Origin of the sequence: Roseovarius sp. ZX-A-9, assembly GCF_028369135.1 — a bacterium.
Taxonomy (GTDB): Bacteria; Pseudomonadota; Alphaproteobacteria; order Rhodobacterales; family Rhodobacteraceae; genus Roseovarius.
Window position 1 is genome coordinate 95421 of sequence record NZ_JAPWHW010000008.1, and the last position, 16040, is coordinate 111460.

Consider the following 16040-nt stretch of genomic DNA (forward strand, 5'->3'; position numbering starts at 1 on the left):
TCCGCTGCTGTGGCGCGCCGTCATTCGGCGGCCCGGGTTTCTTCCGATGTCTCTTCGTTCAAGATAGGTAACTGCATCTCGAATACAGCCCCCCCCGCCACGGCGTTGCGTGCCGTCAGGCGTCCACCAAGGTCGTTCACGATCCCCGATGAAATGGCAAGCCCCAGCCCCACCCCGTCGCCGGGTTGCTTGGTGGTGTAGAACGGCTCGAACAGGCTATCGATATCGTCGATCCCGTGCCCGTTGTCGCGCAGTGACAGCGTCGCAGTGTCACCCGCCGCCAGCACGATATCGATCTGGGCGTTCTCCACGCTCTCGGTCGCATCGAGCGCGTTGCGCAGCAGGTTGACCATCACCTGTTCGATCCGCACCCGGTCGCCCATGACCATCACCGGAGCATCGGGCAATGCCCGTTCGATCGTGACCCGCCGCTGGCGCAGTTGCGGCTCCATCATTGCCAGCGCCGAGGCCAGGGAATCGCCCATATTCACAGGCCCGAACGTGTCACCGGACCGCCGCGCATAGGATTTCAGCTGCCGGGTGATCGCCCCCATCCGCTCGATCAGATCATCGATCCGCTGGAACGACGAAAGCGCCTCGTCCGCCCGGTGCCGTGTGAGCAACAGGCGCGCGCCCGCAAGGTAGGTCTTCATCGCCGCCAGCGGCTGGTTCAGCTCGTGACTGACGGCGGCGGACATCTCTCCGAGCGCGGCCAGTTTGGAACTCTGGGCAAGCGTCTGCTCGGCCACCGCAAGGTTCTCCTGCACGCGCTCACGCTCGGCAATTTCCCGCTGCAACCGGCGGTTCAATGCGCGAAGCTCTGCCGATTCGCGCTGAAAGAGCGCCATGCGCACGGTCGTCTTTCGGTTCATGAAATAGAAGGCCAGCGCCAGCAGAATCGCGAATCCCATGATTTCGAGGGCCAGAACCCCGTTCACCTTCTCGCGCACGCTGGCGTAGGTGGTAAAACTGGCGATGCGCCAGCCCCGAAACGCCACGCGCCCCTCGACCCGCATCACCGCCTCGCCCTGCACATAGGCGTCAGCAGGCAGTTGGGTCCAATCGGCAGTGGCCTGAATAGCGCGCTCGATGGCGCTGGTAACAGGTTCGCGGCGCAGCGCCTCGGCCTCGGTCACGCCGCGCCAGCGCGGCTCGGTCGACAGGATGATGCGACCCTCGCTGTCGGTCACGACCACAGCATCGGAAATGCCCGCCCAAGCGCGTTCGTATTTGGCCAGATCGACCTCGACCAGGATCACCCCAACCAGCAGGCCCTGGCTCTCGATCCGGCGCGAGTAGAAGAAATCGTATTTGCCGGTTTCGCGCTGAATCAGCTTGAAAACGGTGTCTTTCGACCGAATCGCATCAATATAGTACGACCCCTGCCGATGGTTTTTCCCCAGCGAATTGCGGTCGGTCGAGGCCACCGTGCGCCCGTCCTTGTCCAGCAGCGTGAGCGAGGCCGCGCTGATTTCGTCGACAAACGAGATCAGCCGCTGGGTGGAAAGCTGGTAATCGCCTGAATTAAGCGCAGAAATCAACGCCGGATCGCGCGCCAGAAGTTGCGGCACGATGGCGTTCTGGCGCAGCTCGCTCAGCAGGTTGCCGGAATAAAGCACCAGCCGCAATTCGGCCCGGTTGCGGGTGTTCTCGGTAAAGCGATCGGTCAGCAGACGGTTGGTGACAGAGACCGTGACAATCGCCATCGCAGTCATCACGAACAGCGCCAGACGCACCCGCCAGCCGGTGGTGCGCGTGCCATTGGTGACTGCGGGAACGCTTTTGTCGGTCATGTTCACAGCGTAAGGCCGGGCACGGGCCGCCTCAAGCGATTTGGTGGCAGGCAGACCGCAGCCGTGCCGCCCCGAAACTGGAGAATCATGGGAAATCCGTCAGCCAAAAGCCGGATCATCAGCCTGCGCTCTGGCCATGCATCCCGCGCACATAGGGAGCGGATCGCGGCTCAGGCCTTCGCCAACTGATCGACCAGCCCCGCGAACATCGCCGCACCGTCGGTGCCACCGTGGGCCGACTCGGCCATCCGCTCGGGGTGTGGCATCATGCCCAGCACGCGGCGGTTCGCCGATACGATACCGGCAATGTCCTCGACAGACCCGTTGGGATTGTCCAGATACCGGAACGCCACGCGGTCCTCGGCATTGAGCATGCGCAGCGTCTCGGCATCGGCGTGATAGTTGCCATCGTGATGCGCGATCGGCACCGTGATCACATCGCCCTTGCCATATCCGGCGGTAAAGGCCGTGTCAGCTGTCTCGACCCGCAATTCCACCGGTTTGCACACGTATTTCAGCGCGGCATTGCGCAGCAGGACGCCGGGCAGCAGCCCGGTTTCGGTCAGGATCTGGAACCCGTTGCAGATGCCCAGCACAAAGCCGCCCTTGTCCGCATGCGCCACCACCGACCGGCAGATCGGTGAGTTGGCAGCGATCGCGCCGCAGCGCAGGTAATCACCAAAGGAAAACCCGCCGGGCACGCCGATCAGATCGACACCGTCGGGCAGGCTGGTATCCTTGTGCCACACCATCGAAACGCGCGCCCCGGCCCGCTCCAGCGCGACAGCCAGATCGCGGTCACAGTTCGATCCGGGAAAGACGATGACGGCAGCGTGCATCAGGCGATCTCCACCGAATAACTTTCGATGACCGTATTCGCGAGCAGCTTTTCGCACATCGCGGTCACCGTCTCGCGGGCTTTGGCCTCATCGGTCTCGGCCAGATCCAGTTCGATTACCTTGCCCTGACGAACGCCGTTCACGCCGTCAAAACCCAGACTGCCCAAAGCGTGGCGCACAGCCTCGCCCTGCGGGTCCAGAACACCGTTTTTCAACATCACATGCACGCGTGCTTTCATTGCACTACTCCTGCTCGCACGGGCACCTTTGGCGCCCGGTAATTGGACCTCAGTTAATCAATGTCGGGCGCGCCATCGGTGTCGCCCCCTTTGGCAGCACACCGAGCCTTTTTGCCACTTCGGTGTAAGCATCCGTCAGGCTGCCCAGATCGCGGCGGAACACATCCTTGTCCAGCTTCTGGCCGGTCTCGATATCCCACAGCCGGCAGCTGTCGGGGCTGATCTCGTCGGCGACGATCAGGCGCTGGAAATCACCGTCATAGACGCGGCCGATCTCGATCTTGAAATCAATCAGCTTGATGCCGACACCGTACATCACACCAGCGAGGAAATCGTTCACCCGCAGCGCCAGGCTCAGCATGTCATCCATGTCCTGCTGGCTGGCCCAGCCGAAGGCGGCGATATGCTCTTCGGTGACCAGCGGATCGCCCAGCTTGTCGTCCTTCAGGCAATATTCAACGATGGGACGCGGCAGTTGCGTGCCCTCGTCCATGCCCAGACGCTTAGCCATCGAGCCCGCGGCATAATTGCGCACGATCACTTCCAGCGGAATGATCTCGACCGCGCGCACCAGTTGCTCGCGCATGTTGAGCCGCTTCAGGAAATGCGTGGGCACCCCGATATTGTTCAGCCCGGTCATGAAATATTCGCTGAGGATGTTGTTAAGCACTCCCTTGCCTTCGATCACCGCCTTCTTCTCGGCGTTGAATGCAGTGGCGTCATCCTTGAAATACTGAACAATCGTGCCCGGCTCGGGGCCTTCAAAGAGGGTTTTGGCCTTGCCTTCGTAAATCTTCTTGCGACGTGCCATGTTTTCTCCATCCGCAGGCAGCTGCACGGGGCGCAGCTGCGACCCCATAGGTGCATGGCGCTCTCTTAGTCTATGGGGGGGATTGTCGCAAGCGCGTGTGACGGGCCAAAAATCCGGCCTGCCTGATGCCCGCTCAGCGGATTTGCGGCGCAATTGGTATGCGATTCCGGGTGGAATGGACCTTTCTCAGGAGACCAATCGCTGCTCATCTAGGTCTCGGGCGCGTAAAACTGCCCCTGATATATAATACCCATAGGAGATGACATTATGTTACCCGCAGTTCGTGCCCTTTTGATCGGGACGACGGTTGCGTTCGTTTCCGGCTCAGCCTCAGCCGAAACATTGCGCCTGCTCACTTGGGGCTCTTACGCCCCCGAAGAAGTGATCCAAAAATTCAAGGAAAAGTATCCCGATATCGACGTCGAAGTGACCTTTTCCAACAACGAGGAAATGATCGCCAAGCTGCGCGCCACCAGCGGCGCCGGGTTCGATCTGGCGCAGCCGGGCTTCAACAGGGTTGCCGCCGCCCAGGAAGAATTCAACATCTACAAGCCTCTGGACCTGTCGCAGATCGACACCGACGTGATGGACCAGACAATGCTCGACCGGGTCAAGGCCGACACCACAATCGACGGCGAAACCTATTCGGTCCCGCATCAATGGGGCACGTCCGGCATCATGGCCGATGTCAGCAAAGCGCCGGATATCGACGGCTGGGACGATCTGTGCAGTAGCGACTACGCCGGAGCCACTTCCATGCGGTTGCGCCGGACGATCCTGATCGGCACGGCGTTCTCGATGGGGTTCGATCCGTTCTCGCTCTACGGTGACCTTGAAGCCTACGAAGACATGCTGGACAAGGTTTCCGGCAGGTTGATCGAGTGCAAAAGCGTCGTCAAAACCTACTGGACCGGCGGCGACGATCTCGCAGCGCTCATGCTCTCGGGAGAGGTCGTGGCGTCCGAAACATGGGATTCGACCGCTTACAAACTTTACGAAAAGAACCCGAATATCCACTTCATCCCGCCGGAAACCGGTGCGTTGGGCTGGATCGACGGATTCTCGATCCCGCGTCTCGGCAAGGCAGACGACGCGGCCTACAAGTGGATAAACTTCGTGCTCCAGCCCGAGATCGTCACGCTGATGTCCGACAGCAGCGGCGCGGTTGCTGCCGTGAAGAACGGCGTCCAGCTCTTGCCCGATGACAAGCGCGCAGCGGTGGAGCTCGCTTTCGGCGAAGAAGAAATCGCCAACATCAAATGGGCCGCACGCATCCAGCCGGGGGTTGAAGACCTTGAAGGCATGGCGCTCGCCCGGATCAAGGCCGCCACGGGCGAATAAGGCCAATAGAACGGGCTGGCAGCATCCCTGCCCGCCCGTCCCCGCGACATTGCACACGAATGTTGCGGGGACGAACAACAAGACCGACGCGATTTTTCGCAAACCGGTAGATTCCCCCCTGCATTCGCGCAAAATCACCCTGCATATCGACAGTTTTATGCGTGTTCTCGCACCTGTGTATGTTCGTGGGACTTGCGATCAGACGCGGCGATGGGCATATCGGACCCTGAGAGAAATGCCTGCAACCGGGGGACCTGATCCATGACCACTTTCGACGAGCGTAAAGATGCATTCGAGAACAAGTATGCCCATGACGAAGAAATGAAGTTCAAGGCCGAAGCCCGCCGCAACAAGCTGCTGGGCCTTTGGGCTGCCGATCTGATGGGCAAAACCGGCGACGATGCACTGGCCTACGCGAAAGAAGTCATCAAGGCCGATTTCGAAGAGGCCGGCTCGGAAGACGTGGTGCGCAAGGTTGCCGCCGATCTGGGCGACAAGGCCGATCCCGACACCATCCGGGCCAAGATGGAAGAGCTGATGGGCGAGGCCAAGGCACAGCTCATGACCGAAGTCTGATCAAGCGGATCAGCAAATTCTGAATGGCCTGGGCGCGCCCGAGATGGCGCGCCGGCACACGGGGTGCCCTGGTCAGACTGGCGCGGAATATGCATTTGCACGGCCTTTCGCGACATGGCACAAGGCCCCCATACTGGATCAGGAGTGTCCCATGACCAACGCGCTTTCCCGCATGCTTGCCACCCGCGACTGGGTTCTGGCCGACGGGGCGACGGGCACGAACCTCTTCAATATGGGGCTCGAATCCGGCGATCCGCCAGAGATGTGGAACGACAAGCATCCGGACCGGATCCTCAAGCTCTACCAGATGGCGGTGGATGCTGGCAGCGATCTCTTTCTGACCAATTCCTTTGGCGGCAACGCCGCGCGGCTGAAACTGCACGGCGCGCAGAAACGCGCCCGCGAGTTGTCGCGCATTTCGGCCGAACTGGGCCGCGAAGTGGCCGACAAGACTGATCGTGACATCATCGTCGCCGGTTCAGTTGGCCCGACGGGCGAAATCATGGCGCCGATGGGCGCGCTCACCCACGAACTGGCAGTAGAGATCTTCCACGAGCAGGCCGAAGGTCTGAAAGAGGGCGGCGCAGATGTCTGCTGGCTCGAAACCATCTCGGCCCCAGAGGAATACAAGGCCGCCGCCGAAGCGTTCAAACTGGCCGGAATGCCCTGGTGCGGCACGATGAGTTTCGATACCGCCGGGCGCACGATGATGGGGATGACCTCCTCCGCGATGGCCGACATGGTCGAGACGCTGGACAATACGCCGCTGGCCTACGGCGCCAATTGCGGCACCGGTGCCTCGGATCTGCTACGCACGGTTCTGGGCTTTGTCGCGCAGGGCACCGAACGGCCCATCATCGCCAAGGGCAACGCCGGCATCCCGAAATATGTCGATGGACACATCCATTACGACGGCACCCCCGATCTGATGGCAGACTACGCGTGCCTGGCCCGCGACGCCGGTGCCACGATCATCGGCGGCTGCTGTGGCACCATGGCCGACCATCTGTCCCGGATGCGCGAGGCGCTGGAAACCCGCCCTGTCGGCCCGCGCCCGACGCTGGAGCAGATCACCGCAGCCCTCGGCGCGTTCTCATCTGCCGTGGACGGCACCGGCGACGACAATCCCGCACCTTCGCGCAAATCGCGCCGCCGCCGCGGCTGAACCCGGTCTTGCAGCCTGCCGCGCACGTTACGCGGCGGGTTCAATCGTCAAAATAGTCCGATTTGGTCGGATCACCGGCCAGCGGCGCCCAAGGTACCGCAACCCCGTCAAACATATCGGCTTCGATCCGATCGGCCGCAGCGCGGTTATTCCTCGCCGCCTGCGTATCACGACCGCAGCTCAGCAGATAGGGATGCCCAAAGCGTTTGGCAGTCTGTTCAAACTCCCGCGCAGCATGTTCACCGCCCCCCTCGGTCACGTATCCCGCCGCCGTGCTGCTTTCCGCGTAGGTCAGACGATCCAGTTTGTACCATGTCGACCGGATCATGTTGCGCAACGAATCCGACTGGTAGGTCACGTTTTCACGGCGACCCAGCGGGATACCACGCAGGGCGAGCAATTCCAGTGGCTGCTCCACCGCCACGGACTGGTTCCCTGCCCCGCCGAGGAATTCCGGCGCGGGGCAATGCCCGTCCTCCACCATGTCGAGCAGGGAATTGCTCAGACAATACTGGCTTTTCGCGCGCAACCGCTCCACCTCGCCCTCATTACTGTCCCCAAATTTCGCCGCGATCGCCTGAAAATCGGTTTTCAGCCACTCATCCGCCTGATCGCGCGTATAGGGGAGCAGATATTCCTGTTCGACCTCGATTGTCGCAATGGCCGCGCGCCCGCAAAACTGCGCGCGATAGGGCGCAAAGTTTTCGCCGCCCGCCACCGCGTCCACGCGCCTGCTGCCCGTCTTTTCGGCCAGATAGTCAGCAACGGTTCTCGCGCGATCCCCTGCCAGATGCGTCCTGCGCCGTTCGAACCGGTCCTCGGCATAGCCTTCCACCGGCGCTTCGCCCAGCCGCACTTCGCGCTTGAAACACATCGCATCCGGATTGTCCCGCTCTTCGAATAGCCCGAGCGCTTCCTCTAGGATCGCGACATGTTCGGCGCGCAACTTGCTGCTGTAGCGTTTGAAATTCAGCAACCGGACCGCATAGGTACGGGTTTCGACCTGGTAAATGCCTTCGGTCCGAAACTTGGTATCTTGTAACGTGATCCCGCCATAGGCATCCGAGCTGTGCTGCTCGGCCGCGCTCAGCTCCTCGTTGAAACTGTTATAGGCCGGCTCGGTCATGGTGCCAAAGGTAAACCATACGGTAAATTCCGTTTCGCTTTCCGGCTCTATTGTGACCATGGGCGCGTTCGGTGCGACCTGACCCGCCCAGAGGTTCCGGTTCTCGTCATATACCGCCGTGAACTGCCCGTCGGGAAACGACACTCTCAGCACGGCGCCGCATTCCTCGACGTCGAGCTTGAACAACGAGGGGCCCGCATCCCTTGTTTCATACATCTTGTTGGTCGCCGGTGCGCTGTGATTATAAATACCGGCCCGTGGCACGATGATCTCGTCCTGCGCCGCGACGGGGATTGCGTTCAGGAAGCAGACGCTCGCGATGATGATTGATGATGGGATACGTGACATCAGGAAACACCTCGGGATTTGGGTACTCTACCCCCGCACCCTTAGCACAAAATCCAGAATCACTGAACCTCCCCCAAGAATCATGCACCTAGAACAGCGACAACTGATCACCCATCTGCCCCGGCGCGCGAAACAGATCGGTCCGCAATGCAGGCAGCGTCCGGTCCAACCCCAGCCGCCGCACGGCGGTATCGAAACGGCGCGCGATGATTTCGGCATAGGGGCCGGTGCCGCGCATGCGCTGGCCCCAGCGGTCGTCGTAATCCTTGCCGCCATGCATGTCGCGTATATGCCCCATCACCCGGCCTGCGCGATGCGGGTAATGCTCGGCCAGCCATTCCTTGAACAGCGGCGCCACTTCCATCGGCAGCCGCAGCATGATCCAGCTCGCGGCAACAGCCCCCGCGTCACGCCCGGCTGCCAGCAACGCCTCCAGCTCGTGATCGGTCAGCCCCGGAATCAGCGGCGAGGTCATAATCCGCACCGGAATGCCTGCCTCGCTCAGGGCACGGATGGTGGCTAGTCGGCGCTTGGGGCTGGGCGCGCGCGGCTCCAGCCTGCGCGCCAGCCCCGCATCCAGAGTCGTCACCGAGATCCCCACCCGCACCAGCCCGTCACGCGCCAGTTCCTGCAATATGTCGATGTCGCGCTCGATCAGCGCGCCTTTGGTCACGATGCCGACCGGATGGCGGAAATCACGCAGCACCTTCAGCACCTCGCGCGTCACCTCGTGGGTTTTCTCGATCGGCTGGTAGGGATCGGTATTGGTGCCAATGGCGATGGTTTGCGGCGTGTAGGCGCGGTGGCGCAATTCGTCACGCAGACGCGCGGGCGCTTCGGGCCGCGCCACCAACCGCGTCTCGAAATCCAGCCCCGCAGACAGCCCCAGCCACGCATGGCTGGGCCGCGCGAAACAATAGACGCAGCCATGCTCGCAGCCCCGGTAAGGATTGATCGACCGGTCAAATGGCAGATCCGGCGACCGGTTGTAGGTGATCACCCGGCGCGGCACTTCCAGCGTCGTCTGCGTCCGCAACACCCGCTGCGCGCCCGCCTCGGGCCCCGGCTCATCCCATCCATCTCCCTCGTAACGGCGGCTATGCCGCTCGAACCGCCCGGCGGCATTGCTCAGCGCCCCGCGGCCCGGAGAATGCTGATCAAAGGGGATGGTGGAATTGTGCGGCATGGCTCCACATTAGAACAAACATGGAACATATGCAATAACACCATAATCATCTTGAGGTTTTCTCCGCCCCAGCGGTCAGATTCGCCATTATCGCCCTGACAAATGGCCGTTATAAGTCGGAACAGACGCGGCCAGTGTCGCAATTCGCAAAGTGCGCGCGAGCTAAACGGCTCAATGGTGAACCACGTAGAAGCAGGTCGCTAATGGCCTATAGAATTCGGGGAATGCATCCATGTCGGAAGAAGAAGACGACATCATCCTGTCGGAACTGGACGACGAAGAACTGGTCCAGCAGATGTTCGATGACCTCTATGACGGTCTCAAGGAAGAGATTGAAGAGGGTGTGAATATCCTTCTTGGCCGTGGCTGGGCACCTTACGACGTGCTGACCAAGGCGCTTGTCGGTGGCATGACCATCGTCGGCAAGGACTTCCGCGACGGTATCCTCTTTGTCCCCGAGGTGCTTCTGGCAGCGAACGCCATGAAGGGCGGGATGTTCATCCTCAAGCCGCTTCTGGCCGAAACCGGCGCACCGCGTGTGGGCAAGATGGTGATCGGCACGGTCAAGGGCGACATCCACGACATCGGCAAGAACCTCGTCAGCATGATGATGGAAGGCGCCGGATTCGAAGTGGTCGATCTGGGCATCAACAACCCGGTCGAAAACTACCTTGAGGCGCTCGAAGCCGAAGGCCCCGACATCCTCGGCATGTCGGCCCTGCTGACCACCACCATGCCCTACATGAAGGTCGTGATCGACACGCTGGTCGAAAAGGGCATCCGCGACGATTACATCGTCCTGGTCGGTGGCGCGCCGCTGAACGAGGAATTCGGCAAGGCGATCGGCGCCGACGCCTATTGCCGCGACGCCGCCGTGGCGGTCGAGACTGCCAAGGAGTTCGTCTTGCGCAAGCACAATCAGGGTGCGACCGCCTAAGGCGCTCCGACGTGCACGATTCCAAAGGCCCCGTCCTTCCGGCGGGGCTTTTTTTATGGGTCAGCCAGCCTATCTCGAACAGAAGGAGGAACCGCCCATGCCACTCGACAAGTTCGTGTTGATCCTCGTCTGCGTCATTGCCGCCGCATCTGCCACCGTCTGGATCGCGGTACTGCTGACAGCTGCCATCGAGATTCCCTTCGGCTGGCTGGGGCTCATTCCGGCCGCGCTGGTGGCCTATGTGGTCTTTCGGGTGATTTCCGAACGGGTCGGCAACGCCGAAGAAGACCATTACGACAAGATGGATCACTGAACATGCTTATCGTCACCACCCCCGACATCGCAGGGCGCCGCATCACAGAGACTCTCGGGCTCGTTCGCGGCTCCACCGTGCGCGCCAAACATCTGGGCACCGATATCGTCGCATCCCTCAAGAACCTCGTCGGCGGCGAGGTGCGCGGCTATTCCTCGCTGATGGCGGGCGCCCGCGAACAGGCAATCGACCGCATGGCCGAGGACGCCCGCCGCATGGGTGCGGACGCCATTGTGGCGATGCGCATGGAAACATCGGCAATTGCCAGCGGCGCCTCCGAGATCGTCGCCTACGGGACAGGAGTACGCCTAGATGCAACCGATTGACGATGTGACACTCACCGAGGACGGGCTTGCCCCCACCGCAGCGCGCGGGCGCATCCTGCTGATTGCCTGTGGCGCGCTCGCCCGCGAAATCCTCGCGCTCATCCGCCTCAACGGCTGGGACCACATGACGCTCACCTGCCTGCCGGCCAAGCTGCATCTCTATCCTGACCGGATCACCGAGGCCGTCGAAGCCACCGTACTCGAACATCAGGGCCAGTTCGACAAGGTCTTCGTGGTCTACGCCGATTGCGGCACCGGCGGGCTACTGGCCGCGAAATGCGCCGAACTCGGGGTCGAGATGGTCGCGGGGCCGCATTGCTATTCCTTCTTCGAAGGCAATGACGCCTTCGCCGAACATGACAATGAAATCACCGCCTTCTATCTCACCGATTTCCTGGTCAAGCAGTTCGACGCCTTCGTGTGGAAACCCATGGGGCTCGACCGCTATCCGCAACTTCTGGAAATGGTTTTCGGCAACTACACCAAGCTGATCTACCAGGCGCAAACCGACGATCCCGCCCTGCGCGCCAAGGCCGAAGAGTGCGCCCGGCGGCTGAAACTGGACTATGAATACCGGTTTACCGGCTACGGCGACCTGGCAAAAGCGCTGGAAAAACAGGCGCACTAGGGCCTTTGGCCTTAACGCACGGTCATGCCTTGCGCATCACCGCGGCGCGTCAGACATGTTCGTTCGCCACTTGCCTGATCCGCTCGATCATCGCCCGCACCCCGTTCGAGCGTTGCGCCGACAGGTGCTCGTGCAGCCCCAGCCGCGCCAGCTCTCCGCCCGCATCGACCTTGGGCACTTCCTCCACCGGCAAACCATTGTAGAGCATGCGCAGCACCGCGATGAGGCCGCGCACGATCAGCGCATCGCTGTCCCCGTCAAAGGAAAACACGCCGGCCTCGACACGCGGGTGCAGCCAGACCTGGCTGGCACAGCCATCGACCTTGGTCGCAGGCACCTTCAGAGCGTCGGCCAGCGGCTCCATCGCGCGGCCCTGCTCGATCACATGACGATAACGCTCCTCCCAATCCTCCAGGAATTCGAAATCTTCCACAATCTCTTCATAGGCAGGTTGGGCCATCAGGCATCCTCTTTTGACATCGCCGGATATGTTTCGGATTGCCCCCGGGGCACCGCCATTGGCGAAGCGCGCGCAACCCGAACCTGTCGCGCCGCGCTTCGCGCAAGGCGCCACACCGGGCACATACTGAAACGCTTTGACCACACAGGTAGGCCCCATGATGCAAAAGGTCCAGTCCGACCTGCACCCGCGCCTTGCGCGCCCCTGCCCTCTCGGGATAGGGTCGGGCCGAAATCACGGTGGCTGAGGGTCCGGAATACATGCAGCGCGCAACACTTCTACTGGTGGCCTCCTGCCTCGCTCTCGGCGCATGTGGCGGGATCCGAGATACCAACTGGAATCCCGGCAACTGGTTCGGCAAGAGCAAGGTCGAGCGGCGCGCACGCAGCACGGCCACCCCCGAAGAGGTGAACCCGCTGATTCCGGAACAACGCGACAGCATCTTCCGCCGCAAATCCGACGAAGAACAATATGAGGGCACGCCGGTCCACACGGTTTCCGATCTCGTCATCGAGCGTACCGCGGGCGGGGCAATCGTGCGCGTCACGGGCATCCCCCTGCGGCAGGGGGCGTATGACGTGCGACTCAAGGCGCAGAACAAGGGCGAACCGCAAGACGGCGTTCTGACCTACGAGCTGGAGGCAGTCCAGCCCACCAACTTGCCGCAAGGCACGACACGCAGCCGCGCCGTCAATGCCGCCGTCTTCGTTTCAGATCAGAAATTGCGCGATGTAAGCACCGTGCGCGTCGTTGGCCTGACAGGCGCACTTAGCAGCAAGCGTCGCTGACGCACTAGGCACTCGGCGCAGCAATGGCCCGCCCGGGCATACCCCGGCAGACCATCTGCGCGCGCGCCTTTACCGTCAGACCTTGACTGTCTCGATCTCGCTGCCCTTGACGCGCAGGGCGATTTCGCCGGAACACAGGCGCAACGCCTCGTCACCGAAAACCTCACGCCGCCACCCCTTGAGGGCCGCCACGTCGCGCTCCCCCGCCGCGATCGCGTCGAGATCGGACGCCGTCGCGATCAGCTTGGACGCCACGCCTTCACGGTCGGAAATCCCCTTGAGCAAGACTCGCAAGAGATCGGCAATCGCCGGATTGACCTGCAACTTGTCGCGGCTGGTGTCCGGCTTGGGCTGATCTTCCGGCCCGACCGCCTGCCCGACGGCCACGGCCTCCAGGATGCCTGCCGCGATGTCGCCCTTGCGCGCCTCGCGCAGCAACAACCGCGACCGGCCGAGGTCCTGAAGGCTGGTGGGTTTGGTCGCCGCCAGTTCAACCAGCGCATCGTCCTTGAACACCCGGTTACGCGGGATATCGCGGGTCTGGGCATATTCTTCGCGGAATCGCGCCAATTCGCGCACGATGGCAAGGAACTTGCCTGAATTGTTACGTGTCTTGATCCGCTGCCAAGCGTCCTGCGGCTCGGTCACATAGGTGGCCGGATCGTTAAGCACGGCCATCTCCTCGGCCACCCACTTGTCGCGGCCGCTCTTTTCCAGTTGGCTGGCGAGAAATTCGTAGATCTTGCGCAGATGCGTGACATCCCCCAGCGCATAGGCCTTCTGCGCATCCGACAGAGGCCGTCGCGACCAGTCGGTAAAGCGCGAGGATTTGTCCAGCGGCTGCTTGGCAATCCGCTTCACCAGCGTCTCGTACCCCGCCTGCTCGCCAAAGCCGCAGACCATCGCGGCCACCTGCGTATCAAAGAGCGGCGTGGGAATCACCCCTTGGTCGACAAAGAAAATTTCCAGATCCTGCCGGGCCGCGTGGAACACCTTGACCACAGACTCGTTGCGAAACAGATCGTAAAGCGGTTCCAGCGACAAACCATCCGCCAGCGGGTCGACCAGAACCGCGTTCTCGTCCCCCTCGCCCGGCATCGCCAGTTGCACAAGGCAGAGCCGCGAATAATAGGTCCGCTCGCGCAGGAATTCCGTGTCGACGGTCACATAAGGGTGCCCCGCGGCCTCTTTGCAGAAAGTGGCGAGCGCGTCGGTGGTCGTGATTGTTTGCATACGGCGGATCGTTTCTTTGTTGTTATCGGCGTGGCTAACGCGTTTCACCCTTAACCTGAGCCATCAGTCAAAGGCGAAACGCACGCAACCTTTTTTATATCGTGCGCGTTGCGCGAAACGCCTTATCGGCGTTTTGGCCCTCAGAAGTGTTCCGTATAGGGCAGCATGCCGCGAATGAAAATGGCTAGAAAGGCGCGGCGCAGCGGTGCCCATATTCGCCCGCATCGCGTTTTTGCCAGCGCACGGCGACGTTGGCATCGATTGGCATCATTCCAGCCAGATCGGTGTCCGGTCGCCCGCCGCAAACCGCCGCAGCACCGCCGGATAGAGCCGATGCTCACTCTCAAGCACCCGCGCCGCCAGAGTCTCGGGCGTGTCACCTTCCCGCACGGGCACCCGCGCCTGTCCCAGAATCGGTCCGTCATCCAGCGCCGCCGTCACCTCGTGCACCGTGCAGCCGGCCTCGGTCTCTCCCGCTTCCAGCGCCCGTGCATGGGTGTGGAGGCCACGATATTTCGGCAAGAGCGAGGGGTGAATATTGATCATCCGCCCCTGCCAGCGACTGACGAACCCTTCGGTCAGCACCCGCATGAACCCTGCAAGGCAGATGATGTCGGGCGCGTGGCTTGCAATCACGTCGTGCAGCGCGTCTTCAAAACTGGCGCGATCGCCCTTATGCGGCCGGTGATCCACCACTTCGGTGGGCACGCCCATCTCTGCGGCGCGCGCCAGACCGCCAGCGTCGGCGCTATTGGCCAGCACCAGACAGGGCCGTGCTGGGTGATCGCCCGTCATGCTGCGCACGAGGCTGACCATGTTGGACCCGCCGCCCGAGATCAGGATGGCAACCCGTTTGGTCACGCAAGCGTGCCGGTGTATGCCACGCCGGTCCCCTCGGTGACCTCGCCCAGCCGCGTGACCGTCTCGCCGCCCGCTTCCAGCAGGGTGATCAGACCCTCGGCCGCGCCTGCATCGACCACCAAAATCATGCCGATGCCGCAGTTGAAGGTCTTGAGCATTTCGGCCTCGGCCATGCCCCCCGTCTCACCCAACCAACGGAACACGCCCGGCAGCGCCCAGCTGTCCAGATCAGCCCGCGCGCCCAGCCCCTCGGGCAGAACGCGTGGCAGGTTCTCGGTCAGGCCACCGCCGGTAATATGGGCCAGCCCATGCACACCGCCCGCGCGAATGGCCGCCAGCGCGGCGCGCACATAAAGCCGCGTGGGCGTCAGCAGCTCGGCGCCCAGCGTGCCCGCAGCGCCCCACGGACACTCCGCCTGCCAGCCCAGGCCCGACACAGCGACCAGCTTGCGCACCAGACTGTAGCCGTTGGAATGCACCCCGTCGCTGGCCAGCCCGAGCAGAACATCGCCCGCCACCACGCCATCCGGCAACGCGCCGCCGCGCTCCATCGCGCCCACGGCAAAGCCCGCCAGATCGAAATCCTTGCCGTCATACATGCCCGGCATTTCCGCCGTCTCGCCGCCGATCAGCGCCGCGCCAGAGCGCACACAGCCCTCGGCGATCCCTTCGATCACCTGAGCCGCCTGCTCCATCTCCAGCTTGCCGGTCGCGAAATAGTCCAGAAAGAAAAGCGGCTCGGCCCCCTGGCACACCAGGTCGTTGACGCACATCGCCACCAGATCAATGCCCACACCTTCGACATGGCCGGTGTCGATTGCGATGCGCAGCTTGGTGCCCACCCCGTCCGTCGCTGCCACCAGCACCGGGTCATTGTAACCCGCCGCTTTCAGGTCAAACAGCGCGCCAAAGCCACCCAACCCCGACATCACGCCGGACCGGTCAGTGCGCTTGGCGGCGGGTTTGATCCGGTCCACCAACGCGTTGCCCGCATCGATATCCACGCCCGCATCGGCGTAGGTGATCCCGTTTTTCTTGTCGGTCATTGGCTGCACTCCCAAGGTTGGCGA

Annotated in this window: 18 protein-coding genes; 8 read left to right on the top strand and 10 right to left on the bottom strand. The window is 62.3% G+C overall.

Going from position 1 to position 16040, the window contains the following annotated elements; translation table 11 throughout:
* Window positions 1-20 precede the first annotated feature (20 nt).
* The 4 genes from O3306_RS09730 to purC form a co-directional block, all read right to left on the bottom strand.
* Window positions 21-1793 (bottom strand): sensor histidine kinase, encoded by a 1773-nt coding sequence (locus O3306_RS09730; RefSeq protein WP_272006308.1) that lies wholly within the window; start codon window positions 1791-1793, stop codon window positions 21-23.
* 170 nt (window positions 1794-1963) lie between these two features.
* Window positions 1964-2632 (bottom strand): phosphoribosylformylglycinamidine synthase subunit PurQ, encoded by a 669-nt coding sequence (gene purQ, locus O3306_RS09735; RefSeq protein ID WP_272006311.1) that lies wholly within the window; start codon window positions 2630-2632, stop codon window positions 1964-1966.
* Entirely contained in the window at window positions 2632-2871 is a 240-nt protein-coding gene (gene purS / locus O3306_RS09740; protein WP_272006314.1) for a phosphoribosylformylglycinamidine synthase subunit PurS, read from the bottom strand. Before purS ends, purQ begins: the two co-directional genes overlap by 1 nt.
* Before the next feature lie 49 nt (window positions 2872-2920).
* The gene (purC, locus tag O3306_RS09745; protein ID WP_272006317.1) at window positions 2921-3682 is read right to left on the bottom strand and encodes a phosphoribosylaminoimidazolesuccinocarboxamide synthase; all 762 of its coding nucleotides are present in this window, start codon (window positions 3680-3682) and stop codon (window positions 2921-2923) included.
* A 267-nt stretch (window positions 3683-3949) separates the two neighbouring features.
* On the opposite strand from purC, the gene O3306_RS09750 reads away from it, so the two are divergent.
* The 3 genes from O3306_RS09750 to bmt all read left to right on the top strand — a co-directional run bounded on the left by O3306_RS09750 (window position 3950) and on the right by bmt (window position 6764).
* Complete coding sequence (locus O3306_RS09750) at window positions 3950-5023, top strand: extracellular solute-binding protein (RefSeq protein ID WP_272006319.1); 1074 nt, start codon at window positions 3950-3952, stop codon at window positions 5021-5023.
* A gap of 261 nt (window positions 5024-5284) precedes the next feature.
* A complete protein-coding gene (locus tag O3306_RS09755; protein ID WP_272006322.1) occupies window positions 5285-5599 on the top strand; it encodes a DUF1476 domain-containing protein in 315 nt (104 codons plus the stop codon).
* A 151-nt stretch (window positions 5600-5750) separates the two neighbouring features.
* Window positions 5751-6764: a betaine--homocysteine S-methyltransferase gene (gene bmt / locus O3306_RS09760; protein ID WP_272006324.1), complete on the top strand. Its 1014-nt coding sequence runs from the start codon at window positions 5751-5753 to the stop codon at window positions 6762-6764.
* 40 nt (window positions 6765-6804) lie between these two features.
* Here the strand turns inward: bmt and O3306_RS09765 are convergent, their stop codons facing one another.
* A complete protein-coding gene (locus O3306_RS09765) occupies window positions 6805-8238 on the bottom strand; it encodes a hypothetical protein (RefSeq protein ID WP_272006326.1) in 1434 nt (477 codons plus the stop codon).
* 88 nt (window positions 8239-8326) lie between these two features.
* The gene (locus O3306_RS09770; protein ID WP_272006329.1) at window positions 8327-9424 is read right to left on the bottom strand and encodes a PA0069 family radical SAM protein; all 1098 of its coding nucleotides are present in this window, start codon (window positions 9422-9424) and stop codon (window positions 8327-8329) included.
* 232 nt (window positions 9425-9656) lie between these two features.
* Between O3306_RS09770 and O3306_RS09775 the strand changes: the two genes are divergently transcribed.
* From O3306_RS09775 to O3306_RS09790, 4 genes are all read left to right on the top strand, one after another.
* Window positions 9657-10361, top strand: coding sequence for a corrinoid protein (locus O3306_RS09775; protein ID WP_272006332.1), 705 nt, complete (start codon window positions 9657-9659; stop codon window positions 10359-10361).
* Between the two features lie 97 nt (window positions 10362-10458).
* Window positions 10459-10674, top strand: a complete 216-nt coding sequence (locus O3306_RS09780) for a hypothetical protein (protein WP_272006335.1) — start codon at window positions 10459-10461, stop codon at window positions 10672-10674.
* 2 nt (window positions 10675-10676) lie between these two features.
* A complete protein-coding gene (locus O3306_RS09785) occupies window positions 10677-11000 on the top strand; it encodes a YbjQ family protein (RefSeq protein WP_272006338.1) in 324 nt (107 codons plus the stop codon).
* Window positions 10987-11628 (top strand): DUF1638 domain-containing protein, encoded by a 642-nt coding sequence (locus O3306_RS09790; protein WP_272006340.1) that lies wholly within the window; start codon window positions 10987-10989, stop codon window positions 11626-11628. The genes O3306_RS09785 and O3306_RS09790 overlap by 14 nt, the downstream gene beginning before the upstream one ends.
* 49 nt (window positions 11629-11677) lie before the next feature.
* Here O3306_RS09790 and O3306_RS09795 read toward each other — a convergent pair whose 3' ends face one another.
* On the bottom strand, window positions 11678-12088 hold the full coding sequence (locus tag O3306_RS09795; protein ID WP_272006343.1) for a SufE family protein: 411 nt from the start codon (window positions 12086-12088) through the stop codon (window positions 11678-11680).
* Between the two features lie 260 nt (window positions 12089-12348).
* On the opposite strand from O3306_RS09795, the gene O3306_RS09800 reads away from it, so the two are divergent.
* Entirely contained in the window at window positions 12349-12876 is a 528-nt protein-coding gene (locus O3306_RS09800; RefSeq protein ID WP_272006346.1) for a hypothetical protein, read from the top strand.
* Window positions 12877-12951: 75 nt separating this feature from the next.
* Here the strand turns inward: O3306_RS09800 and rnd are convergent, their stop codons facing one another.
* The 3 genes from rnd to purM all read right to left on the bottom strand — a co-directional run bounded on the left by rnd (window position 12952) and on the right by purM (window position 16016).
* Window positions 12952-14109 carry a ribonuclease D gene (gene rnd, locus O3306_RS09805; protein WP_272006349.1) on the bottom strand — a complete coding sequence of 386 codons (1158 nt, stop codon included), beginning with the start codon at window positions 14107-14109 and terminating at the stop codon, window positions 12952-12954.
* 267 nt (window positions 14110-14376) lie between these two features.
* Window positions 14377-14970, bottom strand: a complete 594-nt coding sequence (gene purN / locus O3306_RS09810) for a phosphoribosylglycinamide formyltransferase (protein WP_272006352.1) — start codon at window positions 14968-14970, stop codon at window positions 14377-14379.
* A complete protein-coding gene (purM, locus tag O3306_RS09815; protein ID WP_272006356.1) occupies window positions 14967-16016 on the bottom strand; it encodes a phosphoribosylformylglycinamidine cyclo-ligase in 1050 nt (349 codons plus the stop codon). Before purM ends, purN begins: the two co-directional genes overlap by 4 nt.
* Window positions 16017-16040 lie beyond the last annotated feature (24 nt).